The sequence below is a fragment of the Nocardioides sp. REDSEA-S30_B4 genome, from assembly GCF_001627265.1.
Lineage (GTDB): Bacteria > Actinomycetota > Actinomycetes > Propionibacteriales > Nocardioidaceae > Nocardioides.
Window position 1 is genome coordinate 22,596 of the sequence record NZ_LUPI01000043.1, and the last position, 24,776, is coordinate 47,371.

Consider the following 24,776-nt stretch of genomic DNA (forward strand, 5'->3'; position numbering starts at 1 on the left):
CACGTCCGACGCCGAGCCGGCGTATTGATGCGCCGGCTCGGCGTCGGGTGTGTGGGTCAGTCCTGGAGGCCGAAGGCGGGCGGCTCGGTCGGAGGAGGACCCGCGTGGTCGGGCTCGTCCTCAGGCATCGGGATCGGCTCGGGCACGCCGGCGGTGATCTTGGAGCCGTCGGCGCGGGTGCCGCCGAGCTGGGGGTGCTCGTCGAGGGGGCGTGCGAGGCGGGTGCCGGCGGCGCCGGCCTCACCGAGGGGTACGACGAGGGGCTCGTCGGCATGCACCACGTGCTCGCTCCCGCGGACGGACACCGGGACCCCGCCCGTGCCCGCGACCACGGTGAACGTCATCGCGTCCTCGGCCAGCCGCACCCGGACCCGCGAGCCGCGCCACACCAGCGAGAAGGTGAGCTGGTCGAAGGCGTCGGGGAGCCGCGGGTCGAACGTCAGCCGACCGCCGCGGTCGCGCATGCCGCCGAAGCCGCAGACCAGCGCCGACCAGACGCCGCCGGTCGAGGCGATGTGCATGCCGTCGACGGTGTTGCCGTGCAGGTTGGCGAGGTCGACGTACAACGCCTGGAGGAAGTAGTCCCAGGCCTGCTCGTGGTAGCCGACCTCGGCGGCCATGACCGACTGCACGACGGCCGAGAGCGTGGAGTCGCCGGTGGTGATCGGGTCGTAGTACTCGAAGTCGGCGCGCTTCTCGGCGTCGGTGAACCGGTCGCCCTGCAGGAACAGCGCGAGCACCACGTCGGCCTGCTTGAGCACCTGGAAGCGGTAGATGACCAGCGGGTGGTAGTGCAGCAGCAGCGGCCGCAGCTCGTCGGGGGTGCGGGAGAGGTCCCACACCTCGCGGTCGAGGAAGAAGTCGTCCTGGGGGTGGATGCCCAGGCCCTCGTCGAAGGGGATGTGCATCCCCTCCGCGCAGCGCGCCCACTCCGCGACCTCCTCGTCGTCGAGGCCGAGGCGGGTGCAGATCTGGCGGAAGTCGACCGGGTGGTCGCGACGGATCCGCTCGACGGCGGCGACGGCCTGCTCGAGGTTGTGCCGCGCCATGACGTTGGTGAACAGGTTGTTGTTGACGACCGTCGTGTACTCGTCAGGCCCGGTCACGCCGTGGATGTGGAAGGTCGGTGTCCCGTTCTCGCGCCAGAAGCCGAGGTCGGCCCACATCCGCGAGGTCTCCACGAGGATGTCGATGCCGTGGCGCAGCAGGAAGCCCACGTCGTCGGTGGCGGCGAGGTACTGGCTCAGGGCGTAGACCACGTCGGCGTCGATGTGGACCTGCGCGGTGCCGGCGGCGTAGTAGGCCGATGCCTCCTCGCCGTTGATGGTGCGCCACGGGAAGAGCGCGCCCTTCTGTGCCATCTCCGCTGCCCGGTGCCGCGCGGCGTCGAGCATCCGGGAGCGGAAGTGCAGGAGGTTCTTGGCCAGGGCCGGCTGGGTGTAGGTCAGGAACGGCGCGACGTAGATCTCGGAGTCCCAGAAGTAGTGACCCTCGTAGCCCGAGCCGGTCACGCCCTTGGCCGGCACGCCCCACTGGTCGGCGCGTGCGGAGGCCTGCGCCAGGGAGAACAGGTTGAACCTGATCGCCTGCTGGGTCGCGCGGGCCTCGTCGTCGGAGCGCTCGGAGAGCGTGTCGACGTCGGCGGCGTCCCAGAACGTGTCGAACCAGGCGCGCTGTTCGGCCAAGGCCTCGCCGATGCCCGCCCGGGCGGCGCGGTCCAGGGTGCGGTCGCACCGGTCGGCCAGCTCGCGCACCGGCACTCCGCGCGAGGAGTGGTAGGCGACGACCTTCTCCAGGCGCACCGGGCGGCCCTGGTCGGCCTGGACCCGGAAGACCATCTTGGCCAGGTCGTCGTCGTGACGGACCACGACGTCGGCGTCGTCGTGGGTGTGCAGGGTGTGGTCGGCGGCGACCGCGATCGTCATCCTCGACGACGCGCACTGGTAGCCCAGCAGCATGCGGTCGTCCTCGACCCGGCTCATCCGCGGCAGCAGCACACGGTGCTCGAAGGTGCCGGCCTTGCGGGGGTCGACGCCGGCGCCCATGGCCTCGGCGGCGTCGTGGTACTCGTCGGTGCCGTCCTGGCGGTTGAGCAGCTGGGAGGAGATCACGATCGGGGCGTCGCCCTCGAGCATGGTGACCTCGAGGGTCAGCAGCGCGAGGTGACGCTGGGTCATCGACACCATCCGGGTCGAGTCGACCTTGACCCGCTTGCCCGACGGGGTGCGCCACACCAGCGAGCGGCGCAGCACACCGTCACGGAAGTCGAGGATGCGCTCGTAGTGCTCGAGATCGGCGGTGCCGAGGATCAGCGGCTCGTCGTCGACGTAGAGCTTCATCAGCTTGGCGTCGGGGACGTTGACGATCGTCTGGCCGGTGCGGGCGAAGCCGTAGGCGGCCTCCGCGTGCCGGATCTCCCATGTCTCGTGGAAGCCGTTGACGAAGGTGCCGTGCGCGAACGCGTCGCGCCCCTCCTCGGGGTTGCCGCGCATGCCGAGGTAGCCGTTGGCCACCGTGAACAGCGTCTCGGTCACGCCGAGGTCGTGGTCGCTGGGCGTCCGCTCGACCAGCCGCCACGGGTCGACGGGGAAGCGCGAGCGGTCCAGCGGGTCGCCGTGGACCTGCCCCCGGCTCACGCGGACGCTCCGTCGGACGAGGCCGGCACGAGCTCGAGCAGGTCGGAGACGACGACGTCGGCGCCGGCGCCGGCCAGCACGTCGTGGCCGGCCCCGCGGTCCACGCCGACGACCAGCGCGAAGCCCCCCGCCGCACCCGCGCGTACGCCGGAGACCGCGTCCTCCACGACCACGGCCGCCTCCCGGGGGACCCCGAGGGTGTCCGCGGCGTGCTGGAAGGTGTCGGGCGCAGGCTTGCCCGGCAGGCCCTCGGCGGCAGCGACGCGACCGTCGACGATCGTCGAGAAGCGGTCCGACAGCCCGGCGGCCTCCAGCACCGCGGGGGCGTTGGCGCTCGAGGAGACGATCGCCAGCGGCGTACCGAGGTCGCGCAGGTGGTCGAGCAGCGCGACCGTGCCGGGGTAGGGGTCGACGCCGTCGCGCTCGAGCACGGCGTTGAAGGCGTCGTTCTTGCGGTCGCCCAGCGTGACCACCGACAGGTCGGTGCCGGACTCGGGCAGCGAGATGCCGCGCGAGGCCAGGAAGTCGCGGACGCCGTCGTAGCGCGGCTTGCCGTCGACGTGGGCGAAGTAGTCGGCGTCGGTGTAGGGCGAGGTGTCCTCGGCGGGGCCGTCGTAGCCTCGGAGGAACTCATTGAACATCTCAGCCCAGGCGCGCATGTGCACCTCGGCCGTGGGCGTGATGACGCCGTCGAGGTCGAAGAGGACGGCGGCGTGGTCGGGCCAGGTCACCGTCGGGGGAGCGGCATGGGATCCAGTCACCCGAAGAGGCTAGGGCGTCGGTGTGCAGCCGCGCAGCCGGAGGGTTGAGACGTGTCGAGAGCGTGAGGGCCGTCGCACGTAGGCTTTCCCCCATGACCGGACCCGACAGCACCCCTGACCTCAAGCCCCGCTCCCGCGACGTCACCGACGGTCTCGAGCGGGCCGCGTCGCGAGGGATGCTGCGGGCGGTAGGCATGGGCGACGAGGACTGGGAGAAGCCGCAGATCGGCGTCGCGTCCAGCTGGAACGAGATCACCCCCTGCAACCTGTCGCTGGACCGGCTGGCCAAGGCGGTCAAGAACGGTGTGCACGCCGCCCAGGGCTACCCGCTGGAGTTCGGCACCATTTCGGTCTCCGACGGCATCTCCATGGGCCACGAGGGCATGCACTTCTCGCTGGTCTCCCGCGAGGTCATCGCCGACTCCGTCGAGGTCGTGATGAACGCCGAGCGCCTCGACGGCTCGGTGCTGCTGGCGGGCTGCGACAAGTCGCTGCCCGGCATGCTGATGGCCGCCGCCCGCCTGGACCTGGCCAGCGTCTTCCTCTACGCCGGCTCGATCATGCCCGGCCAGGTCGACGGCAAGGACGTCACGATCATCGACGCCTTCGAGGCCGTCGGCGCCTGCCTGGCCGGCAGGATCAGCCGCGACGAGGTCGACCGCATCGAGCGCGCGATCTGCCCCGGCGAGGGCGCCTGCGGCGGCATGTACACCGCCAACACGATGGCCGCCGTCGGCGAGGCGCTCGGCATGTCGCTGCCCGGGTCGGCCGCCCCGCCGGCCGTCGACCGTCGCCGCGACGGCTTCGCCCACCGCTCAGGCGAGGCCGTGGTGAACCTGATCGCGAAGGGCATCACCGCCCGCCAGATCATGACGATGGAGGCCTTCGAGAACGCCATCACCGTGGTGATGGCGCTGGGTGGTTCCACCAACGCCGTGCTGCACCTGCTCGCGATCGCCCGCGAGGCCGAGGTGCCCCTGAGCATCGACGACTTCAACCGCATCGGCGACAAGGTGCCGCACCTCGGCGACCTCAAGCCGTTCGGCAAGTACGTCATGAACGACGTCGACAAGATCGGCGGCATCCCCGTGGTGATGAAGGCGCTGCTCGACGCCGGCCTCATGCACGGCGACGCGCTGACCGTCACCGGCAAGACGCTCGCCGAGAACCTCGCCGACCTGAACCCGCCGGCGCTCGACGACGACGTCATCCGCTCCTTGGAGCGCCCGATCCACAAGACGGGCGGCCTGACCATCCTCAAGGGCTCGCTGGCCCCCGACGGCGCCGTGGTGAAGTCGGCCGGCTTCGACGAGACCGTCTTCGAGGGCACCGCCCGGGTCTTCGACGGCGAGCGTGCCGCGATGGACGCGCTGGCCGAGGGCAGGATCGTGGCCAACGACGTCGTGGTCATCCGCTACGAGGGCCCCAAGGGCGGCCCCGGCATGCGCGAGATGCTCGCCATCACCGGAGCCATCAAGGGTGCCGGCCTCGGCAAGGACGTCCTGCTGCTCACCGACGGACGCTTCTCCGGCGGCACCACCGGCCTGTGCGTCGGGCACATCGCCCCCGAGGCCGTCGACGGCGGCCCGATCGCGTTCGTCCGTGACGGCGACAAGATCACCCTCGACGTCCTCAACCGCACCCTCGAGGTCGAGCAGGGCGAGGACTGGGACTCCCGCAAGGAGGGCTGGGCCCCGAACCCGCCGAAGTACACCAAGGGCGTCCTTGGCAAGTACGCCAAGATCGTCTCCTCCGCCGCCCACGGAGCCGTGACGGGCTGACCGGCGCACCGCCCTCCCCGCCGAGACGTCGCTCGCGCACGGCCGAGACGTCGCTGACGCACGGCCGAGAGGTCACTCGCGCACGGCCGAGAGGTCGGCGCCGCACGCCGGCGCCGGTCAGTGCACGACGTCGAGCACCTGCAGCGTGACCCCGCTGGCGGACGCCGCGTGCTCGACCAGCTCGAGCTTGACCTTCTCGCCGGGGTCGGCGAACAGCCTCTTGCCCGTGCCCAGGACGAGCGGGAACACGAGCAGGTGCAGCCGGTCGACCAGCCCGGCGGAGAACAGGCCCTGGGACAGGGTGGCCGACCCGTGCACGTAGATCGGGCCGTCGCCCTCGTCGGTCCGTGCCTTGAGAGCGGCGACGTCGTCGAGAGAGCGCAGCACGTGGGTGTTGTTCCAGTCCGAGCCCTGCAGCGTCGAGGAGACGACGTACTTCGGCATCGCGTTGTAGGCCTCGAACTCCTCCATCGAGGGCCACACCGGGGCGAACTCGTCGTGGGAGACCCGGCCGAGCAGCAGCGCACTGGCCTCCTCCTGCTCGCGGCCCTTGATGTCGTAGGCCGCCTCCTCGAACGGGACCTCCGAGAAGGTCCAGCTCGGGTCCTCCATGACGCCGTCCAGGGTGATGAACTCGGTGACGATCAGCTTCCTCATGAAGGGGTCAGACCGGTCGGCGCGCCGGAACTCATCGGCTCACCACGTGTCGACCGGCCGTCCGCTGCCCCTCAGGCGTCCGTCACGATCAACAGCGTCGAGCAGCCGTGCCAGCACCCCGCGGGTCTCGGCCGGGTCGATGACGTCGTCGATCTCGAAGACGCGGGCGACCTCCAGCGCCGTCGAGCTCGCCTGGGCGTACGCCGTCAGCTCCCGCAACCGCGCCTCACGCTGCTCCTCGTCCTCGATCGCCTCGAGCTCGCGGCGCATCGAGAGCCGTACCGCCCCCTCGAGCCCCATCGCGCCGAGGTGCGCGCCAGGCCACGCCAGTGTCATGAGCGGCTCGTGGGTGCTGCCCCCGAGCATCGCCTGGGCACCGAGGCCGTAGCCGCGCCGCAGCACCACGCCGACCAGCGGCACCTCCATCCGCGCCGCGGCGACCAGCAGCCGCGAGGTGTGGCGGACCAGCCCGGTGCGCTCCGCGTCGGCGCCGACCATCATCCCGGGGGTGTCCACCAGTGAGACGACCGGGAAGCCGTGGGCGTCACAGAGCTGGAGGAAGCGGGCGGCCTTGTCGCCGGCGTCCGCGGTGATCGCGCCCGCCCAGTGCCGGGTGTCGTTGCCGAGGACCCCGACGGTGCGGCCCTCGATCCGGCCGAGCGCGGTGAGCAGCTCGGGGGCGAAGGCAGGTCGCAGCACCGTCACCGAGTCCTCGTCGCAGATCGTCTCGACGATCGGCAGCAGCTCGTAGGCGGTGCGCTCGCCCTCGGGCACGGCGTCGCGCAGCGGTGCCTGGTCCGGCGCGGTCCAGCCCGCCGAGCGACCGAGGAAGTAGCCGATGAGCTCGCGCGCGGTCCCCACGGCGTCGTCGGTGGTGACGTCGACGACCCCGTTGGCCTCCATCACCTCGATCGGCCCGACGTCGGCGGCGGCGACGTCGCCGAGGCCGCCGCCCGCGATCATCGCGGGGCCGCCCATGCCGAGGGAGGCGCGCTCGGTGGCGACGACGAGGTCGGAGCAGCCGGCGATGACCGCGTTGCCCGCGAAGCAGTTGTCCTCGACGACCGCGATCCGCGGCACCCGGCCCGAGAGCCGCGCCCACGCCGCGAACGTCGTCACGTCCAGGGCCGAGACCAGCGGGATGTCGGTGTCCCCGGGCCGCCCACCCCCGCCGGCGGCGAAGAACACGGTCGGCAGCCCGAGCCGCTCGATGACGTCGATGAGACGGTCGGTCTTGCGGTGGCCCCGCATCCCCTGGGTGCCGGCCATGACGAGGTAGTCGTAGGACATCACGGCGACCTGCTGCCCGTCGATGGTGGCGAGCCCGCCCACGATCCCGTCGGCCACGCTGCGGTCCAGCAGTTCGTCGAGGGGGCGGCGCTGGGCCTGGGCTGCAGTCACGAAGCGCCCGTACTCCACGAAGGAGCCCTCGTCGACGAGCGCCGCGAGGTTCTCCCGGGCGGTGCGACCGCCGCGCGCGTGCAGCCTCTCGACGGCCTCGGGGCGGGCGGAGTCCTCGGTCAGGGCCCGCCGTGCGAGCACCTCCAGCAGCTCGGGACGGATGCTCATGCGGGGAGCATGCCACCTGCCCGGCCGTGCGCCCGTGACCTCTCGGCCGTGCGCCGGTGACCTTTGGGCCGTGCGCGAGTGACGTCTCGGCCGTGCGCGGGTGACGTCTCGGCGGGGCGGACGGGGTAGACATGCGCCGTGAGCACGCACCCCCGCCGAGCAGCCGCCGAACTCGACGCAGCCGACCTCGACGCAGCCACTCTCGACGCCGCGGACCCGTTGGCGCACCTGCGCGAGAGGTACGTCGGCAGCGAGACCTCCCTGGTCTACTTCGACGGCAACTCGCTGGGCCGCCCGCTGCGGGTCACGGCCGAGCGGCTCGCGACCTTCGTCGAGGCCGAGTGGGGCGGTCGGCTGATCCGCGGCTGGGACGAGTCCTGGATGGAGCTCCCGCTGGTCGTCGGCGACGAGATCGCTGCGGCCTGCCTGGGCGCGGCGCCCGGCCAGACCACGGTCGGCGACTCCACGACCGTGCTGCTCTACAAGGCGCTGCGGGCGGCCTGCGCGCTGCGGCCGGGCCGGCACGAGCTGGTGCTGTGCCGCGACGACTTCCCGACCGACAGGTACGTCGCCGCGTCGGTCGCGCGGGAGCTCGGGCTGAGCCTGCGGTGGGTCGAGGTCGACCCTGCCGGCGGCGTCTCCACCGAGGACTTGGCGGCCGAGCTCTCCGGGGACACCGCGGTCGTCCTGCTCAGCCACGTCGCCTACCGCTCGGCCTGGCTCGCCGACGCCGAGGGGATCACCCGGGCCGCTCGCGACGTGGGCGCGGTCGTGCTCTGGGACCTCTCGCACTCGGTCGGCTCGGTGCCGCTGGCCCTCGACGACTGGGGCGTCGACCTGGCCGTCGGCTGCACCTACAAGTACCTCGGCGGCGGCCCCGGGTCGCCCGCGTTCGTCTACGCCGCCGAGCGGCACCACCACGTGCTCGACCAGCCGGTGACGGGCTGGATGGGCCACGCCGACCCGTTCGCGATGGGGCCGGACTGGACCCCGGCCCCGGGCATCCGCCGGATGATCTCGGGCACCCCGCCGATCGTGGGGATGCTGGGGCTGCGCGACACGGTCGCCACGATCGCCGAGGTCGGCATGGAGGCGGTGCGCGCCAAGTCCGTGTCGCTGACGTCGTACGCGATCGGGCTGGCCGACGACCTGCTCGCGCCCCTCGGCGCGGAGGTCGCCTCGCCCCGCGACCCCGGTCTGCGCGGCGGGCACGTCACGGTCGACCATCCCCGCATGCGGGAGGTCGTCGCGAGGCTGTGGGAGCGCGACGTCATCCCCGACTACCGCGACCCCGGTGGGCTGCGGATCGGCCTGGCCCCGCTGTCGACCTCCTTCGCCGAGGTGGAGGAGGGAATGCGCGCGGCCGCCGAGGTGCTGGCCTCCTCGTGAGCACCCACGACGGTGGTCGAGCAGCGAGCGCCAGCGAGCGGGCGTCGAGACCACCCATCCCCGGCGAGATCAAGGTCCTGATCGCCTCGGCCTTCGTCATCGCGATCGGCTTCGGCCTGATCAGCCCGGTGCTGCCGGCCTACGCGCGCAGCTTCGACGTCGGCGTCGCGGCGGCCTCGGTCGTGGTGTCGATCTTCGCGTTCTTCCGGCTGCTCGGCGCGCCCGGCTCCGGCGTGCTGGTCGCGCGGCTGGGGGAGCGGTGGGTCTACATGACCGGGCTGTGCGTCGTCGCGGCCTCCTCGCTGCTGACCGCCGTGGCGCAGACCTACTGGCAGCTGCTGGTCTTCCGCGGCATCGGCGGGCTCGGCTCGACGATGTTCACGGTCTCGGCGATGGCGCTGCTGGTGCGCCTGGCGCCCCCGACGATGCGTGGACGCGTGTCGTCGGCCTACGCCAGCTCCTTCCTCATCGGCGGCATGCTCGGCCCCGTCCTCGGGGGCCTGATGGCCGGGTTCGGACTGCGCGTCCCCTTCGTCGCGTACGCCGTCGCGCTGGTCGTCGCGGCGCTGGTGGTCGGGGTCCGGCTGTCCGGCGCCAGCCTGCGGCCCGACCCGACCGCGACCCCCGCCCCGCCGATGCGGCTGGGGGAGGGGCTGCGGGACTCGGCGTACCGCGCCGCGCTGGCCTCGGCGTTCGCCAACGGCTGGGCCAACTTCGGCGTCCGCGTGGCGGTGGTCCCGCAGTTCGCGGTGGCGGTCCACGACGACACCTGGGTCGCCGGTGTGGCGCTCGCGGTGGCGGCGGCGGGCACGGCGTCGAGCCTGCAGTTCTCCGGGAGGGTGGCGGACTCGGTGGGTCGCCGGCCGATGGTGCTGGCCGGTCTGGCGACCACGGCGGTGACGTTGGGGCTGATGGGCTTCAGCGAGAGCCTGTGGGTGCTGCTGGGGCTCTCGGCCGTCTCCGGGTTCGGCGCGGGCATGGTCAACCCCGGCCAGCAGGCGACCGTCGCCGACGTCATCGGCAACGAGCGCAGCGGCGGCACGGTGCTCAGCACCTTCCAGATGGCGCAGGACGGGGGCGCGATCCTCGGGCCCGTCCTCATCGGCGTGGTGGCCGACCGGGCCGGCTTCGAGGCCGCCTTCGTCGTGACCGGGCTGGTCAGCCTCGTGGCGCTCCTGCCGTGGCTGGTGGCTCGGGAGACCCTCCAGAAGGAGACCCAGGAGCCGGTAGGCGACGGTCCAGCCACCCGATGAGCGCCATGACGCCGAGGATGAGCAGCGTGATCACGACCGAGGTGACGGCCACCGAGACGGCCCCTTCCTCGCCGACGTCGAGGAACGGGTAGGGGCACCACCCGCTCGACGCCCCGACCGTCGGCGAGGTCGAGGGGGCGGGCGTAGCGGAACCTGGCATGGCTGGACCGGGCGGGGCTGGACACAGGGGGCACCGTCCTGGCGCGATGCTCGCTCACGGAGCCCTGGGGAGCGGGCGCGCCGGTCGTGACGCTAGCGCTGCTGGGGCATCCGTGGGGGGAAGCGCTGGCGCCGTTGGCCGCGGACCGGCAGGGTGGAGGGCGTGATCTCCTCGGCCGACAAGCACCTGCTCCCGGACGTCGACGTGGACGCGGCCGTCCAGGAGGGCCTGGGGGACTGGCGCCCGCTCTTCGGCGTGCTGGCGGCCCGCTTCGACACCGGCGACTTCGCCACCGGGGCCCGCCTGGTCGCCGAGGTCGCGGGGCTCGCCGACGCCATGGACCACCACCCCGACGTCGACCTGCGCTACGGCTTCGTCGAGGTGCGCACGTGGAGCCACGACGTCGGCGGCATCACCCGGCGCGACCTGCGACTGGCCAGGGCGGTCTCCCAGGTGGCCGCCGAGCTGGAGGTGAGCGCGACGCCGGCGCGGCTGCAGTCGGTGGAGTGGGCGCTCGACACCTGGGACCTCACCGAGGTCAAGCCCTTCTGGGCCGCGGTGCTCGGCCTGCAGGAGGCCGACGACGACGCCATCGACCCCGGTGGCCGGTGGCCGTCGGTGTGGTTCCAGCCCACCGAGCAGCACCCCGGGGTGCACCTGGGTGGACCCCGGCAGCGGTGGCACGCAGACGTGCGGGTGCCGCCGGAGGCGGTCGAGGAGCGGATGGCGGCCGTCATCGCGGCGGGCGGCCGGTTGGTCAGTGACGACCACGCTCCGGCGTACTGGGTGCTGGAGGACGCTCAGGGCAACCGGGCCTGCCTGACGACGTGGCTGGGGCGTGGCCCCGGTCCGGCAGCGTGACGGCTCACATCTCGGGACGCGTGTCTCGGATGCTGAGACGAGCGGGACTCGCGGGTGACGCGCGTGGACGGTCGGGATACCTTTGCTGCATGCGCCAGGACCTTCTCGTACGCACGCGACGCGTGGGCTGAGACCGACCCCGTCCGGCCAGCGCGTCGTCCCCTCGTAGCCTTCAGGGCCGAGGGGCTTTTTTGTGGGGTCAGCCCGGTGGCCCGCCGGTCGCCAGGGCGCAGACAGGAGCAGTGAGAGGAAATGAGCAGGTCATGAGCGAGATCACCGGCGCGCAGAGCCTGGTCCGGTCGCTGGAGGCGGCTGGGGCCGACGACATCTTCGGCATCCCCGGCGGCGCCATCCTCCCGGCGTACGACCCGCTGATGGACTCCTCCATCCGCCACATCCTGGTCCGCCACGAGCAGGGCGCCGGCCACGCCGCGCAGGGCTACGCCGCCGCCACCGGCCGCGTCGGCGTGTGCATGGCGACCTCCGGCCCGGGCGCGACCAACCTGGTCACCCCGATCGCCGACGCCTACATGGACTCCGTCCCGATGGTGGCCGTCACCGGCCAGGTCGGTGCTTCGATGATCGGCACCGACGCCTTCCAGGAGGCCGACATCCGCGGCATCACGATGCCGATCACCAAGCACAACTTCCTGGTCACCGACCCCGCCGACATCCCGCGCACCGTCGCCGAGGCCTTCTACATCGCCTCGACCGGCCGCCCCGGCCCGGTGCTGGTCGACGTCGCGAAGTCCGCGCTGCAGTCGATGACCACCTTCTCGTGGCCCACCGAGCTCTCGCTGCCCGGCTACCGCCCGGTGACCAAGCCGCACTCCAAGCAGATCCGCGAGGCCGCCCGGCTGATCCTCGAGGCCCGCAAGCCCGTGCTGTACGTCGGCGGCGGCACGATCCGCTCCGGCGCGAGCCGCGAGCTGAAGGTGCTGGCCGAGCTGACCGGCATGCCGGTCGTCACCACGCTGATGGCGCTGGGGGCCTTCCCCGACAGCCACCCGCAGCACCTCGGCATGCCCGGCATGCACGGCACCGTGGCCGCGGTCGCGGCGCTGCAGAAGAGCGACCTGATCATCAGCCTCGGTGCCCGCTTCGACGACCGCGTCACCGGCAACCTCGACTCCTTCGCGCCGAACGCCCAGGTCATCCACGCCGACATCGACCCGGCCGAGATCGGCAAGAACCGGCACGCCGACGTGCCCATCGTGGGCGACTGCCGCGAGGTGATCTCCGACCTCGTCGTGGCGCTGCAGGCCGAGCAGGACGCCGGCCACACCGGCGACTACGAGCAGTGGGTCTCCTGGCTGGCCGGGCTGAAGAAGCGCTACCCGCTGGGCTACGAGCCGCCCGCCGAGGGCCTGGCTCCGCAGTACGTCATCGAGCGGCTCAGCAAGATCGCCGGCCCCGAGGCGATCTACACCTCCGGGGTCGGCCAGCACCAGATGTGGGCCGCGCACTTCGTGGACTACGAGAACCCGCGCACCTGGATCAACTCCGGCGGCCTGGGCACCATGGGCTTCTCGGTGCCCGCGGCCATGGGCGCCAAGGTCGGCTGCCCCGACACCACGGTGTGGTCGATCGACGGCGACGGCTGCTTCCAGATGACCAACCAGGAGCTGGCCACCTGCGCGATCGAGAACATCCCGATCAAGGTGGCGGTCATCAACAACGAGTCGCTGGGCATGGTCCGGCAGTGGCAGACGCTCTTCTACAACGAGCGCTACTCCAACACCAACCTCCAGCGCCACGGCGGCCCCGTGCGCATCCCCGACTTCGTGAAGCTGGCCGACGCCTACGGCTGCGTGGGCCTGGCGTGCGACTCCGCCGACGACGTCGACGCCACGATCGAGAAGGCCATGGAGATCGACGACGTGCCCGTGGTCGTCGACTTCCGCGTCCACCGCGACGCGATGGTGTGGCCGATGGTGGCCGCCGGCACCAGCAACGACGAGATCAAGTACGCCCGGGACCTCGCGCCCGAGTGGGAAGAGGACGAGCTCTGATGTCGAAGCACACCCTCTCGGTCCTGGTCGAGGACCAGCCCGGCGTCCTGACCCGGATCGCCGGCCTGTTCTCCCGCCGCGGCTTCAACATCGAGAGCCTGGCCGTCGGCCCGACCGAGCACGAGGGCATCTCGCGGATGACCATCGTGGTCAACGTCGAGCAGTCCCCGCTGGAGCAGGTGACCAAGCAGCTCAACAAGCTGGTCGAGGTCATCAAGATCGTCGAGCTCGACCCGACCGCCTCGGTCCACCGCGAGCTGGTGATGGTCAAGGTCGCCGCGACGACCGAGACCCGGGGCCAGGTCCTCGACACCGTCCAGCTCTTCCGCGCCAAGGTGGTCGACGTGGCCCCCGACGCGGTCACGGTCCAGATCACCGGCAACGCCGGCAAGATCGCGGACTTCCTGCGCATCGTGGAGCCCTTCGGCATCCGCGAGCTCGTGCAGTCCGGCATGGTCGCGATCGGCCGGGGCTCCCGGTCGATCTCCGAGCGCAGCCTGCGCCCGGTCTCCGTGCCCGCCCCGACCGCGGCCTCCGCGGTCGGCTCCTGATCCACCTCGCAAGACCGCACAGACTTCCCAAGACGCAGCACCCAACAAGAAGGAGAAGCCCTCGTGGCTGAGATGTTCTACGACGACGACGCCGACCTGTCCCTGATCCAGGGCAAGAAGGTCGCCGTGATCGGTTACGGCAGCCAGGGTCACGCGCACTCGCTCTCCCTGCGCGACTCCGGTGTCGACGTCCGCATCGGCCTGCAGCCGGGCTCGAAGAGCCGCGCCAAGGCCGAGGCCGAGGGCCTGAAGGTCATGACCCCCGCCGAGGCGGCCGCCGAGGCCGACGTGGTCGTCATCCTCGCCCCCGACCAGCACCAGCGGAAGCTCTACGCCGACGAGATCGCCTCGAACCTCGAGGCCGGCAACACCCTGGTCTTCGGCCACGGCTTCAACATCCGCTTCGGCTTCATCACCCCGCCGAGCGACGTCGACGTCTTCATGGTCGCCCCCAAGGGCCCCGGCCACCTCGTGCGCCGTGAGTACGTCGACGGCCGCGGCGTGCCCGTGCTCGTCGCCGTCGAGCAGGACGCCTCCGGCGACGCCTGGCCGCTCGCGCTGTCCTACGCCAAGGGCATCGGCGGCCTGCGTGCCGGCGGCATCAAGACCACGTTCACCGAGGAGACCGAGACCGACCTGTTCGGTGAGCAGGCCGTCCTGTGCGGTGGCGCCTCACAGCTGATCATGTACGGCTTCGAGACCCTGACCGAGGCCGGCTACCAGCCCGAAGTCGCCTACTTCGAGTGCCTCCACGAGCTCAAGCTCATCGTCGACCTGATGTACGAGGGCGGCATCGCCAAGCAGCGCTGGTCGGTCTCCGACACCGCCGAGTTCGGCGACTACGTCTCCGGCCCCCGCGTCATCGACGAGCGGGTCAAGGAGAACATGAAGGCCGTGCTTGAGGACATCAAGAACGGTGCCTTCGCCGAGCGCTTCATCGGTGACATGGACAACGGCTCGCCGGAGTTCACCAAGTTCCGCGAGCAGGGCGAGCAGCACCCGATCGAGAAGACCGGTCGCGAGCTGCGCAAGCTCATGGCGTGGGTCAAGAGCCACGACACCGACTACGTCGAGGGCACCGCCGCCCGCTGATCCGCTGCTCCTCCCGCCGGTCGAGGTGCGAGGAGCGCGCGACGAGCCACGAGACCCCCTGCCCCGTGCAGGGGGTCTCGTGCGTCGTACGCCGGCGTGTCCCGGCGACTGGAGGGTCTGTCGTGACCCCCTTTCACTGCACATCCTCCGGTCGGCACACCGCCGTCCACAGCGGCCGCTGAGGGTCCTGCGCGCGGCGGCATGCCCGACCACCATCGGCGCATGGATGCGATCGAGCGGCTGCTGCGTCGTCAGGCCGGGGTGGTCTCGCGCCGGCAGGTGCTGGACGCGGGGATGAGCGAGGTGCTCGTCGCCCGGCGGGTGCGACGTCGCGAGTGGGTGCGACTGGCCGACGGCGTGTACGTCGACCACACCGGCCAGCTGACGACGGCCCAGGCGGAGTGGGCGACCCTGCTGCGACACCCGGGATCGGTGCTGGCCGGCCGGTCGGCACTGCGCGCGGGTGGGCTGCGAGGTGCCACCGGGCAGGACCGGGCGCGGCGCATCGTCGAGATCGCTGTCCCGCATGGTCGCCGGCTCGACGCCGACCCCGGGGTGAGCGTGGTGAGGGCTGTGACATGCGACTGGAGGGTGTGTCGTGAACCCCTCTCACGACACACCCTCCGGTCCGGCAGCGGCGGCGTCGGGCGGCTACTTCACCTCGGAGCGCAGCATCCGCCAGGAGCCGACGGCGAGCGGCAGCACCAGCCAGAGCAGCGAGGTGACGCCGAGCTGGGCCCAGTACTCCCCGGTGTTGCTCCAGCCCTCGAAGAGCGCGCCCTGGGTGTAGTTGAAGTCCACCCACGGCTGCAGGTCGGCGAACCACGGCTGTGCCGCGGCCAGGGTGAAGGTCAGGCCGGTGAGCACGTAGACGTAGACCAGGTAGCCCACGAGAGCGGCCGGCGAGGAGCGGAGCACGACGCCGAGCATGAAGCCGATCAGCACCCCGAGGACGTTGGCCAGCACGATGGCGCCGAAGTCGGAGACGCTGATGTCCCACACCACGTCGGTGCCGTTGAGCGCGGAGCCGACGAGGTTGCCCAGGGCGCCGACGACGGCGGCGACCAGCATGCCGACGACCGCGACCACCAGGGCGTTGACCGTCTTGGCGGCAAGCACGCGGCCACGGTGGGGGACGAGAGTGAAGGTGGTCAGCCCGGTGCGCTGGCTCCACTCCGAGGTGACCGAGAGGATCGCGATGACCGGCAGGATGATCGCCATCGGGATCCCGACCGCGCCGGCGAAGGACCCGTAGGTCACCTCGTCCTCGGGCGCCCACAGGACGACCGCGGCGCTGGCGAGTGCCGACAGGATGCCGACCGAGGCCATCAGCCAGAGGCCGGAGCGGGTGTCGAACATCTTGCGCATCTCGACCTTGAGCAACCGGGCGAACGGGATCGGCGGCGGGGCCGGGCGGTCGGCGTACGACGACGCAGTGGCGGGCGCGCTCGCGGCGGCGGACGGCGTGGTGAGGGTGGTGGACATCAGGCGGCCTCTCGCTGGGTGTCGGCGGTGAGCTGGAGGAACATCTCCTCGAGGCCGGCGCCGTCGGCGGCGCGGAGCTCGAGCAGGGGGAGTCGGGCCTCGAGGGCCACCTGGCCGGTGACCGCCAGAGAGGCGTCGGTGCGCAGGCCGGCGGCGGGGTCGGCGGGGTCGACCCGCTCGACGGTCCAGCCGGCCTGCTGGAGCGCAGCGGTCAGGGTGCCGACCTCGGCGGCCCGGACGAGCGTGCGGTCGTCGTGCAGCAGCTCCTCCTTGGTGCCCTGGGCGACGACGCGGCCCTGGCCGATGACGACGATGTCGTCGGCGATGACCTCGATCTCGTGCAGCAGGTGCGAGGACAGCAGCACGGTGCCGCCGCGGGCGGCGTGGTCGCGCAGCAGGTCGCGCATCCACCGGATGCCGGCGGGGTCCAGCCCGTTGGCCGGCTCGTCGAGCACCAGCACGGCCGGGTCGCCGAGCAGGGCGGTGGCCAGGCCGAGACGCTGGCGCATCCCGAGGGAGTAGTCGCGCACCCGGCGCTTGGCCTCCTCGGGGGTGAGGGAGACCAGGTCGAGCATCTCCTCGACGCGGGCCCGGGGGAGGCCCATGGTCTCCTGGGCGACGCGCAGCACCTCGCGACCGGTGCGGCCGGCGTGCTGGGCGGAGGCGTCGAGGAGGACGCCGATCTCGCGGCCCGGGTCCGGCAGGTCGGCGTACCGACGGCCCAGGACGGTGGCGGTGCCGGTCGTGGCCGGCGTGAGGCCGGCGAGGATGCGCAGCGAGGTCGACTTGCCGGCGCCGTTGGGGCCGAGGAAGCCGGTGACGCGCCCGGGGCGGGCGGTGAACGAGACGTGGTCGACGGCGAGGTGCTCGCCGTAGCGCTTGGTGAGCTCGAGGAGTTCGATCATGGCCCCGAGCCTCGTGCCGGGAGGGGGTCGCGCACATCGGGGAGCGCCTCCCACTCGCCCCCCGGTCCGACCCCGAGGTGACCCTGAGGGCGACCCCGACGCCGCGTGCATCCCCTGTGTCCGAACTGTGGCGCAACCGTGGCTCGCGGCCCGGAATGCGGTGTCCGACTCGCCCGTTGTGAAGGACGTGAGGATCGATATCTGGAGCGACGTCGTCTGCCCGTGGTGCTTCGTGGGCAAGCGCCGTCTGGAGGCCGCGCTGGCCGAGTTCGAGCACGCCGACCGGGTGGAGGTCGTCTACCGCTCCTTCCAGCTCGACCCGAGCGCCCCGCAGCACGGTCACGAGCTGACCACCCCGGTCCTGGCCCGCAAGTACGGCCGCACCGAGGACGAGATGCGCCAGATGCAGCAGCAGCTCACCGAGCTCGCCGCCGTCGAGGGGCTCTCCTTCCGGTTGCTCGAGACCGTGCACACGCGCACGATCGACGCGCACCGGCTGCTGCACCTCGCGCTGGCCGAGGGCGGCCTCGCGCTGCAGGCCACGCTCAAGGAGTCGCTGCTGTCGGCGTACTTCGAGGACGCCCAGGACGTGGGGGACCACGAGGTGCTGCGGCGCGAGGCGCTGTCGGCGGGCCTGGACCCCGAGCGGGTCGACGAGGTGCTTGCGGGCGAGGAGTTCGCCGACGCCGTGGTCGCGGACATCGACGCCGCGATGGACCTCGGGGTCAGCGGCGTGCCGTTCTTCGTGGTCGACCGGCGCTACGGCATCTCGGGCGCCCAGCCGACCGAGGTGTTCTCCCAGGTGCTCACCCAGGCCTGGGCCGAGTCGCACCCGCCGGTCGAGGTCGTCGCCGGCGGGGACACCTGTGGGGTCGACGGCACCTGCTGAGCCGCTGACCGATCAGTCAGGCTCCGCCGGCTGGTCCAGGTCGACCACGCGACCGACGCCCACCTCCTCGAGGAACCGTCGGTCGTGGCTGACGACCACCAGCGCCCCGCGATGCGCCGCGAGCGCGGTCACCAGGGCGTCGTACGACGGCAGGTCGAGCTTGTTGGTGGGCTCGTCGAGCATCAGCAGGGCCGGCGTGGGGTCAGCGAGCCCTCGAGCGGGATGCTGCCGGCGGTGACGCGCCCGCGGGCGTCGGAGTGCTGGACGACGACGCGGGGGGTGTGCGCGAGGCGCTTGGTCTTGCCCGAGCCCATGGCGGTCCAGAAGCCGACCCGCCCGTCCTCCAGCGGCACGACCCAGACGGGGCTGCTCACCGGGTCGCCGGCGCGGCGGAAGGTGGTGAGCGCCAGGTACGTGCCGGCGGCGAGCTCGTCGCGTGACGTCATGGCGGTCAGCCTGTCAGCGAGCCGGTGACCTCGGCTACCCTGAGCAACGGCACAACGTGGTGCACCTGCTCGTCCCGACCCGCACCACCAGGACCCTCGAGGATCCCCGTGCCATCGCGCCATCCCGTCGTGCTCATCGCCGACGCCCTGAGTCCCGCCACCGTGGCGGCGCTCGGCGACGGCTTCGACGTGCGCCGCTGCGACGGCACCGACCGCGCAGCGCTGCTCGCTGCGGTTGCCGAGGCAGACGCCCTCATGGTGCGGTCCGGCACCCGGGTCGACGCCGAGGTGCTCGCCGCCGCACCCCGGTTGCGGGTCGTCGCCCGCGCCGGGACCGGCCTGGACACGATCGACGTACGCGCCGCGACCGCCGCGGGGGTCATGGTCGTCACCGCCCCGACCGCGAACCTGGTCTCGGCCGCGGAGCTCACGGTCGGGCTGCTGCTGGCGGCCGCCCGTCGCATCCCGCAGGCGCACCAGTCGCTCCGCGAGGGGGAGTGGGAGCGCAGCCGCTTCACCGGCACCGAGCTCGCGGGCAAGACCGTCGGCGTGCTCGGCCTGGGCCGGGTCGGCGTCCTGGTCGCGCACCGCCTGGCGGCCTTCGGCATGCAGGTGATCGCCCACGACCCCTACGTCTCGGTCGGGCGCGCCGCCCAGCTCGGGGTGCGGATGGTCGACCTCGACACCCTGCTCGCCACCTCCGACGTCATCACCGTCCACCTGCCCCGCACCCCCGAGACCCGTGGGCTCGTGGGTGTCGAGGAGCTGCGGAAGGTCAAGCCGTCCCTGCTGCTGGTCAACGCCTCGCGCGGCGGGATCGTCGACGAGGTCGCCCTGCACGCCGCCCTCAAGGAGGGCCGGGTCGCCGCCGCGGGGCTCGACGTCTTCGCCGACGAGCCGTGCCCGGACTCCCCGCTGCTCGACCTCGAGAACGTCGTGGCCACGCCCCACCTCGGTGCCAGCACCCACGAGGCCCAGGAGAAGGCCGGTCTGTCCGTCGCCCGCTCGGTGGCGCAGGCCCTCGCTGGCGAGCTCGTCCCGGACGCGGTCAACGTCCACGGCGGCCTGGTCGCCGAGGCGATCCGGCCCACCATCGGCCTGACCGAGAAGCTGGGGCGCGTCTTCACCGCCGTCGCCGGTGGCGTCGCCCAGTCGCTCGACGTCGAGGTGCGCGGCGAGATCGCCGACCACGACGTGAAGGTGCTCGAGCTGGCCGCCCTCAAGGGGGTCTTCGACGAGGTCGTCGAGGAGCCGGTCTCCTACGTCAACGTGCCCCTGGTCGCGGCCGAGCGCGGCACCGCCTGCCGACTGGTCGTGGAGCGGGAGAGCCCCGACCACCGCAACCTGGTGACCCTGCGCGGCACGCTCGCCGACGGCCGCCAGGTCGCGGTCGGCGGCACCGTCGTGCACGGCCGCGAGCGGCTGGTCGAGGTCGACGGGTACGACGTCGACCTGGCGCTCGCCGAGCACCTGGCCTTCCTCGTGCACCGTGACCGTCCCGGCATGGTCGGCACCGTGGGCGGCATCCTCGGCGAGGCCGGCGTCAACATCGCCGGCATGCAGGTCGCCCGGCAGACCCCCGGCGGCGACGTGCTCGTCGTGCTCGAGGTCGACTCGGCCCTCGACGGCTGCCTGCTGCACGAGATCTCCCTGGCCACCGAGTCCAGCCGCGCCTGCGCCGTACACCTCCCCTGACCCGCCCCCCGGCGTCAGGGCTGGGTCGAGCCGGCGCGTCCTTCCGGAAGGTCGAGCCGGCTCGGCGGGAAGGGTCAGGCGACGAGGACGCGTCCGGGGCGGGCGCGGGTCGGGGAGGCCGGGAGGTCGGCCCACACCGGGGCGAGGCGCTCGACGGCGGCGACCAACTCGGGGGCCGGTCGGGTCCAGGGGATCCGGACGAACCTGTCGAGCCCGCCTTCGGCCGCGAACAGCGGGCCCGGCGTCACACCGACCCCTGCCCGCTCGGCGGCGTCGGCGAGGGCCACCGCGCTGCCCGACGGCAGCTCGCACCACACCGCCAGCCCGCCCCCGGGGCGGATCCAGCGCCACGTCGGCAGGTGCTCGGTCAGCGCACCCAGCAGCACCTCCCGCTGCTCGACCAACCGGGCGAGCTGGTCGGGGAGCACCGGCCCGGAGGCCAGCAGCCGTGCCAGGACCAGCTGCTCAAGCACGGGCGTGCCGAGGTCGAGGCTGAGCCGCGCGCGGGTCAGCCGCTCGGCCAGCCCCGGCGGCACGCGCACCCACCCCAGCCGCAGCCCACCCCAGAACGCCTTGCTGGCGCTGCCGATCGTGATCGCGTCGGGGGAGTACGCCGCGAACGGCCGCGGCATCTCCTGACCGTCCAGCGCCAGCGCCTGCAACGACTCGTCGACGACGGCGACGGTGCCCGCGGCGCGCAGGTGGCCGGCGTACTCCTCACGCTGCTCGTCGGTCATCAGGTGGCCGGTGGGGTTCTGGAAGTCGGGGACGAGGTAGGCCAGTGCCGGGCGCACCTGTCGCAGCTGGGCACCGACGGCGTCGAGGTCCCAGCCCTCGGGGTCGACCGGCGCGCCGACGAGCCGGCCGCCGGCGTTGCGCAGCGCGAGCGTGGCGTTGGGGTAGACCGGGGACTCGACCAGCACCCGGTCGCCGCGGCGGGCCAGCGCCTGCGCCACGATCGCCGCGCCGGACAGGGCCCCTGGGGTGATGATCACCTGCGCCGGGTCGGTCGGCAGCCCGCGCTCCTCGAAGCCCCGCGCGACGGCGGCCTGCAGGTGGGGGAGGCCGGTGGGGAAGTACCCGTGCCCGCCGAGGTACGCCGGCAGCTCGGTCACCGCGTCGGCGTACGCGCTCGCCAGGCCGGCCGGCGCCATCGGGGCGGCGCACCCCAGGTCGATCCCGTCGGGGTGGCCGACGGCGAGCTGGTCGGGGGTCAGCGCCCGGTCCCGGGTGCGGGCGCGGCCGCCGGGCACGCGGGTGAAGGTGCCCGCGCCCTGCCGAGCGACGGCGTACCCGCTCTCGCGCAGCTGGGCGTAGGCACGGGTGACGGTGGTGCGCGAGACGGCGAGCGCGTCGGTCAGCTCGCGCTCGCTGGGCAGCCGTACGTCGGTGCCGATGCGGCCGTCGCCGATGGCGAGCACGAGGGCGTCGGCCAGCCCGGCGTAGGCGGGGGAGCGGTCGAACCCCGCGACCAGCGCGCTGACACGTGCGGCGGAGATGGCCCCGTTGGTCGACGGCGAGGTGGACTGCGTCATGCAGTCCACTGTTCCACGATTGGCTATCGGAGAACAGTCCAATCGCGCGGCACCATCGAGGCATGACCCTGCTCGCCGACCTCGGCCCGCTCGCGCAACTGCGCGCCGGCCGCCTGCCCCGCCGCCTCGTCCAGCTCTACGCGGGCCTGGTGCTCTACGGCGTCTCCCTGGCGATGCTGGTGCGGGCCGGGCTCGGTGCGGCCCCATGGGACGTGCTGCACCTCGGTCTCGCCACGCACCTGCCGATGACGCTGGGCCAGGCGCTGATCCTCACCAGCGTGGTGGTGCTGCTGCTGTGGATCCCGCTGCGCGAGGTGCCGGGCTTAGGGACGGTCTCCAACGCGATCGTGCTCGGCCTGGCCGCCGACGCCACGCTGGCGGTGCTCGACCGCCCTGACGACCTCGCGTGGCGCGGGGTGCTGATGGTCGCGGCCGTGGGTCTCAACGGCCTCGCGACCGCGGCCTACATCGGCGCTCAGCTGGGCCGGGGTCCGCGCGACGGCCTGATGACCGGCCTGCACCGTCGCACCGGCCTCTCCATCCGCCTGGTCCGCACCTCGCTGGAGGTCACCGTCGTCGTCATCGGCCTGCTGCTCGGCGGCACCGCCGGTCTCGGCACGGTGCTCTACGCGCTCGCGATCGGCCCGGTCACCCAGGCCCTACTGCCCTCGTTGGTGGTCGCCCTGCCTGCCGAGCCGTCACTCCCGCACGGCCGAGACGTCACTCCCGCACGCTGCTGAGGCGCGCCGCCGGGGGCCGCCGGGAAGTGCGGGAGCTCAGCGCTTGGTGGCGATGATCGTCGAGGCGTCGGGGGCGACCATGACCTCCACGGCGGTGAAGCGCTCGTCGGTGAGCCACTGCTCGCGCAGGGTGTCCACGCGGCCGTAAGTGATCGGCGGCCACTGCTCGCACGGCGTGAAGTCGTCGAGCACCACGATGCCGCCGTCCTCCACGAGGTCGGCGATCGCGTCGACGCCCACCTCGCCGGGCTGCCCGGAGTCGAGGAAGAGCAGCGAGTAGGGGCCGCGGTCCAGCAGCGTGGACCAGTCGGCTGCCAGCACCTCGACCAGCGGGTCCTCGGCGAAGATCTCCGTCGCCGCCCTCGCCAGCTTGGCATCGAGCTCGGCGGTCACGATCCGCGCCTTCTCACCGCGTACGCCGGAGCGCAGCCAGGCCGTGCCGACCCCGCATCCGGTGCCGAACTCGGCCATCGTGCCGTCGCGGGTCGCGGCCAGCATCGCCAGCAGCCGGCCGGTCTCGTTGCGGCAGAACGACACGTAGCCCGAGCGTCGCGAGACCTCGAAGGCGCGCTCGACGACGGCGGGCAGGTCGGGTGGGGCGCTCACTCGCCAAGTCTCCCATCGCGGGACTCGAGTCCCACATCGTGGACGGATTCCGCAATCCGGTGGCCTGCGTCCGGACAGCGACCTACGCTCGTTCCATCATGCGGAGCATCTTCGTACTTATCGAGTGCCGCGGCGAGGCCCAGCAGGCGTGACCTGCGAGTGAGGCCCCCTCGCCGCGGTGGTCGGCGTTGGTGCGCATCCGGTCTCACACCCCTTTCGCTCGAGAGCAGCCCGGCATCCCCGGTGCTCCTCGGCCCGAGATGACTCCGCGGCGGGTACGCCGGCGCAGCACGCGCGACCCGCTCCTGGTCGGTCCCGACCGTCCGTGCGATCCACGGACAGCTGTCCCCACCGCGGTGTCATCCCCGGTCGACGGCGCACCCCGCGCCACCGGTCCGGGCACGCAACACCCGACACATCCGACACGCGACACCTGGAGACACCGATGTACGACATGTACCCCGAGTGGGGACCCGCCGCCCACAAGCCCGAGAACCCCCGCAGCCGCGAGGCCCTGCAGCGCGCGCTCGACCTGCGGGACAACGGCGGCGAGCGTCCCGACGACAACTAGCGTTCGCCCCATGACTTCTCCCGCCGCCACCGGTTCCGTCCAGCTCGCCGTCATCCCCGGCGACGGCATCGGCCAGGAGGTGACCCCTGAGGCCCTCAAGGTGCTCGAGGTCGCCGCTCCCGCGGGCGTGAAGTTCGAGCAGACCCGCTACGACCTCGGCGCCGAGCGCTACCTCGCCACCGGCGAGGTGCTGCCCGACTCCGTGCTCGGCGAGATCCGCCGGCACGACGCCATCCTCCTCGGCGCGGTGGGCGGCAAGCCCAACGACCCGAACCTGCCCCCGGGCATCCTCGAGCGTGGCCTGCTGCTGCGGCTGCGCTTCGAGCTCGACCACTACGTCAACCTCCGCCCCTCGCGCATCTTCCCCGGCGTCACCTCGCCGCTCTCGGAGGCCGTGCTCAAGGGCGAGGAGGTCGACTTCGTGGTGGTCCGCGAGGGCACCGAGGGCCCCTACACCGGCAACGGCGGCGCGCTGCGCGTCGGCACCCCGGCCGAGGTGGCCACCGAGGTCAGCGTCAACACGGCGTACGGCGTCGAGCGGGTCGTCCGCGACGCCTTCGCCCGCGCGGAGAAGCGCCCGCGCAAGCACCTCACCCTGGTCCACAAGACCAACGTGCTCGTCCACGCCGGCTCGGTGTGGTGGCGACTGACCCAGGAGGTCGCCGCCGAGCACCCGGACGTCACCGTCGACTACATGCACATCGACGCCGCGATGATCCACATGACGACCAACCCGCAGCGCTTCGACGTGATCGTCACCGACAACCTCTTCGGCGACATCATCACCGACCTCGCCGCCGCCATCACCGGCGGCATCGGGCTGGCTGCCTCGGGCAACGTGAACCCCGACCGCACCGCCCCCTCCATGTTCGAGCCCGTGCACGGGTCGGCGCCCGACATCGCCGGACTGCAGAAGGCCGACCCCACCGCCGCGATCCTCTCGACGGCGCTGCTGCTGGACCACCTCGGTCACCCCGAGGCCGCGGCCACCGTCGAGCGCGCCGTGCTCGCCGACCTCGCCGACCAGGCTGGGCGCGCCGAGGCGGGCGACACCGCCCCCCGGCGTACCTCCGAGGTCGGCGACGCCATCGCCGCGCGCGTAGCCGGCTAGCCCGGACTCCGCACCTGCACCACCGCGACCGCCGGGCACCACGAGGTGCCCGGCGGTCGTGCATTTCCCTG

At 72.6% G+C, this 24,776-nt stretch carries 22 protein-coding genes and 1 pseudogene; 13 read left to right on the forward strand and 10 right to left on the reverse strand.

Features of this window, described 5'->3' with window-relative positions; translation table 11 throughout:
• Window positions 1-56: 56 nt before the first annotated feature.
• Window positions 57-2,636, reverse strand: a complete 2,580-nt coding sequence (locus tag A6R01_RS10110; protein ID WP_292605447.1) for a glycosyl hydrolase family 65 protein — start codon at window positions 2,634-2,636, stop codon at window positions 57-59.
• Window positions 2,633-3,397 carry an HAD-IA family hydrolase gene (locus A6R01_RS10115; RefSeq protein ID WP_292605449.1) on the reverse strand — a complete coding sequence of 255 codons (765 nt, stop codon included), beginning with the start codon at window positions 3,395-3,397 and terminating at the stop codon, window positions 2,633-2,635. Before A6R01_RS10115 ends, A6R01_RS10110 begins: the two co-directional genes overlap by 4 nt.
• A gap of 92 nt (window positions 3,398-3,489) precedes the next feature.
• Here A6R01_RS10115 and ilvD point away from each other — a divergent pair, with 92 nt between their 5' ends.
• Window positions 3,490-5,178, forward strand: a complete 1,689-nt coding sequence (ilvD, locus tag A6R01_RS10120; RefSeq protein WP_292605451.1) for a dihydroxy-acid dehydratase — start codon at window positions 3,490-3,492, stop codon at window positions 5,176-5,178.
• Window positions 5,179-5,295: 117 nt separating this feature from the next.
• Here the strand turns inward: ilvD and A6R01_RS10125 are convergent, their stop codons facing one another.
• Both A6R01_RS10125 and A6R01_RS10130 read right to left on the reverse strand, forming a co-directional pair.
• Window positions 5,296-5,835 (reverse strand): dihydrofolate reductase family protein, encoded by a 540-nt coding sequence (locus A6R01_RS10125; protein ID WP_292605454.1) that lies wholly within the window; start codon window positions 5,833-5,835, stop codon window positions 5,296-5,298.
• A gap of 39 nt (window positions 5,836-5,874) precedes the next feature.
• Complete coding sequence (locus A6R01_RS10130; protein WP_292605456.1) at window positions 5,875-7,404, reverse strand: carboxyl transferase domain-containing protein; 1,530 nt, start codon at window positions 7,402-7,404, stop codon at window positions 5,875-5,877.
• Between the two features lie 138 nt (window positions 7,405-7,542).
• Here A6R01_RS10130 and A6R01_RS10135 point away from each other — a divergent pair, with 138 nt between their 5' ends.
• From A6R01_RS10135 to A6R01_RS18300, 7 genes and pseudogenes are all read left to right on the forward strand, one after another.
• Window positions 7,543-8,793 carry an aminotransferase class V-fold PLP-dependent enzyme gene (locus A6R01_RS10135; protein ID WP_292605458.1) on the forward strand — a complete coding sequence of 417 codons (1,251 nt, stop codon included), beginning with the start codon at window positions 7,543-7,545 and terminating at the stop codon, window positions 8,791-8,793.
• Window positions 8,790-10,046 (forward strand): MFS transporter, encoded by a 1,257-nt coding sequence (locus A6R01_RS10140; protein WP_292605460.1) that lies wholly within the window; start codon window positions 8,790-8,792, stop codon window positions 10,044-10,046. Before A6R01_RS10135 ends, A6R01_RS10140 begins: the two co-directional genes overlap by 4 nt.
• Window positions 10,047-10,368: 322 nt before the next feature.
• Complete coding sequence (locus A6R01_RS10145; protein ID WP_292605462.1) at window positions 10,369-11,067, forward strand: 4a-hydroxytetrahydrobiopterin dehydratase; 699 nt, start codon at window positions 10,369-10,371, stop codon at window positions 11,065-11,067.
• Window positions 11,068-11,309: 242 nt separating this feature from the next.
• Window positions 11,310-13,079, forward strand: coding sequence for an acetolactate synthase large subunit (locus tag A6R01_RS10150; protein ID WP_292605464.1), 1,770 nt, complete (start codon window positions 11,310-11,312; stop codon window positions 13,077-13,079).
• Window positions 13,079-13,630 (forward strand): acetolactate synthase small subunit, encoded by a 552-nt coding sequence (gene ilvN, locus A6R01_RS10155; protein WP_292605466.1) that lies wholly within the window; start codon window positions 13,079-13,081, stop codon window positions 13,628-13,630. Before A6R01_RS10150 ends, ilvN begins: the two co-directional genes overlap by 1 nt.
• A 63-nt stretch (window positions 13,631-13,693) precedes the next feature.
• The gene (gene ilvC / locus A6R01_RS10160; RefSeq protein ID WP_292605468.1) at window positions 13,694-14,722 is read left to right on the forward strand and encodes a ketol-acid reductoisomerase; all 1,029 of its coding nucleotides are present in this window, start codon (window positions 13,694-13,696) and stop codon (window positions 14,720-14,722) included.
• 222 nt (window positions 14,723-14,944) lie between these two features.
• Window positions 14,945-15,076, forward strand: a pseudogene (locus tag A6R01_RS18300) (type IV toxin-antitoxin system AbiEi family antitoxin domain-containing protein); the annotation flags it as partial.
• 297 nt (window positions 15,077-15,373) lie between these two features.
• Here A6R01_RS18300 and A6R01_RS10165 read toward each other — a convergent pair.
• Both A6R01_RS10165 and A6R01_RS10170 read right to left on the reverse strand, forming a co-directional pair.
• Window positions 15,374-16,207, reverse strand: a complete 834-nt coding sequence (locus A6R01_RS10165) for an ABC transporter permease subunit (protein ID WP_292605470.1) — start codon at window positions 16,205-16,207, stop codon at window positions 15,374-15,376.
• Entirely contained in the window at window positions 16,207-17,112 is a 906-nt protein-coding gene (locus tag A6R01_RS10170) for an ATP-binding cassette domain-containing protein (RefSeq protein ID WP_292605472.1), read from the reverse strand. The genes A6R01_RS10165 and A6R01_RS10170 overlap by 1 nt, the downstream gene beginning before the upstream one ends.
• A gap of 187 nt (window positions 17,113-17,299) precedes the next feature.
• Here A6R01_RS10170 and A6R01_RS10175 point away from each other — a divergent pair, with 187 nt between their 5' ends.
• Window positions 17,300-18,001, forward strand: a complete 702-nt coding sequence (locus tag A6R01_RS10175) for a DsbA family oxidoreductase (protein WP_292605474.1) — start codon at window positions 17,300-17,302, stop codon at window positions 17,999-18,001.
• A 12-nt stretch (window positions 18,002-18,013) separates the two neighbouring features.
• On the opposite strand, the gene A6R01_RS10180 is transcribed toward A6R01_RS10175, so the two are convergent.
• Window positions 18,014-18,184, reverse strand: a complete 171-nt coding sequence (locus tag A6R01_RS10180) for a hypothetical protein (RefSeq protein ID WP_366925104.1) — start codon at window positions 18,182-18,184, stop codon at window positions 18,014-18,016.
• Window positions 18,184-18,447, reverse strand: a complete 264-nt coding sequence (locus tag A6R01_RS10185) for a pyridoxamine 5'-phosphate oxidase family protein (protein ID WP_292605476.1) — start codon at window positions 18,445-18,447, stop codon at window positions 18,184-18,186. Before A6R01_RS10185 ends, A6R01_RS10180 begins: the two co-directional genes overlap by 1 nt.
• Before the next feature lie 108 nt (window positions 18,448-18,555).
• Here A6R01_RS10185 and serA point away from each other — a divergent pair, with 108 nt between their 5' ends.
• A complete protein-coding gene (gene serA, locus A6R01_RS10190) occupies window positions 18,556-20,142 on the forward strand; it encodes a phosphoglycerate dehydrogenase (protein WP_292605478.1) in 1,587 nt (528 codons plus the stop codon).
• A gap of 74 nt (window positions 20,143-20,216) precedes the next feature.
• Here serA and A6R01_RS10195 read toward each other — a convergent pair whose 3' ends face one another.
• Window positions 20,217-21,677, reverse strand: a complete 1,461-nt coding sequence (locus A6R01_RS10195; RefSeq protein ID WP_292605480.1) for a PLP-dependent aminotransferase family protein — start codon at window positions 21,675-21,677, stop codon at window positions 20,217-20,219.
• A 62-nt stretch (window positions 21,678-21,739) separates the two neighbouring features.
• Here A6R01_RS10195 and A6R01_RS10200 point away from each other — a divergent pair, with 62 nt between their 5' ends.
• Window positions 21,740-22,417, forward strand: coding sequence for a hypothetical protein (locus A6R01_RS10200; protein ID WP_292605482.1), 678 nt, complete (start codon window positions 21,740-21,742; stop codon window positions 22,415-22,417).
• A 36-nt stretch (window positions 22,418-22,453) separates the two neighbouring features.
• Here the strand turns inward: A6R01_RS10200 and A6R01_RS10205 are convergent, their stop codons facing one another.
• Complete coding sequence (locus tag A6R01_RS10205) at window positions 22,454-23,023, reverse strand: class I SAM-dependent methyltransferase (RefSeq protein WP_292605484.1); 570 nt, start codon at window positions 23,021-23,023, stop codon at window positions 22,454-22,456.
• 445 nt (window positions 23,024-23,468) lie between these two features.
• Between A6R01_RS10205 and A6R01_RS10210 the strand changes: the two genes are divergently transcribed.
• Both A6R01_RS10210 and A6R01_RS10215 read left to right on the forward strand, forming a co-directional pair.
• Complete coding sequence (locus tag A6R01_RS10210) at window positions 23,469-23,594, forward strand: hypothetical protein (RefSeq protein ID WP_281364580.1); 126 nt, start codon at window positions 23,469-23,471, stop codon at window positions 23,592-23,594.
• Between the two features lie 10 nt (window positions 23,595-23,604).
• On the forward strand, window positions 23,605-24,705 hold the full coding sequence (locus A6R01_RS10215; protein ID WP_292605486.1) for a 3-isopropylmalate dehydrogenase: 1,101 nt from the start codon (window positions 23,605-23,607) through the stop codon (window positions 24,703-24,705).
• Window positions 24,706-24,776: the final 71 nt, after the last annotated feature.

Coding starts and splice junctions, on each gene's coding strand:
- ilvD (WP_292605451.1), top strand. CDS start 3,490: ATGACCGGACCCGACAGCACCCCTGACCTCAAGCCCCGCTCCCGCGAC.
- A6R01_RS10125 (WP_292605454.1), bottom strand. CDS start 5,835: ATGAGGAAGCTGATCGTCACCGAGTTCATCACCCTGGACGGCGTCATG.
- A6R01_RS10130 (WP_292605456.1), bottom strand. CDS start 7,404: ATGAGCATCCGTCCCGAGCTGCTGGAGGTGCTCGCACGGCGGGCCCTG.
- ilvN (WP_292605466.1), top strand. CDS start 13,079: ATGTCGAAGCACACCCTCTCGGTCCTGGTCGAGGACCAGCCCGGCGTC.
- A6R01_RS10165 (WP_292605470.1), bottom strand. CDS start 16,207: ATGTCCACCACCCTCACCACGCCGTCCGCCGCCGCGAGCGCGCCCGCC.
- A6R01_RS10170 (WP_292605472.1), bottom strand. CDS start 17,112: ATGATCGAACTCCTCGAGCTCACCAAGCGCTACGGCGAGCACCTCGCC.
- A6R01_RS10180 (WP_366925104.1), bottom strand. CDS start 18,184: ATGCTCGACGAGCCCACCAACAAGCTCGACCTGCCGTCGTACGACGCC.
- A6R01_RS10185 (WP_292605476.1), bottom strand. CDS start 18,447: ATGACGTCACGCGACGAGCTCGCCGCCGGCACGTACCTGGCGCTCACC.
- A6R01_RS10195 (WP_292605480.1), bottom strand. CDS start 21,677: ATGACGCAGTCCACCTCGCCGTCGACCAACGGGGCCATCTCCGCCGCA.
- A6R01_RS10200 (WP_292605482.1), top strand. CDS start 21,740: ATGACCCTGCTCGCCGACCTCGGCCCGCTCGCGCAACTGCGCGCCGGC.
- A6R01_RS10210 (WP_281364580.1), top strand. CDS start 23,469: ATGTACGACATGTACCCCGAGTGGGGACCCGCCGCCCACAAGCCCGAG.
- A6R01_RS10215 (WP_292605486.1), top strand. CDS start 23,605: ATGACTTCTCCCGCCGCCACCGGTTCCGTCCAGCTCGCCGTCATCCCC.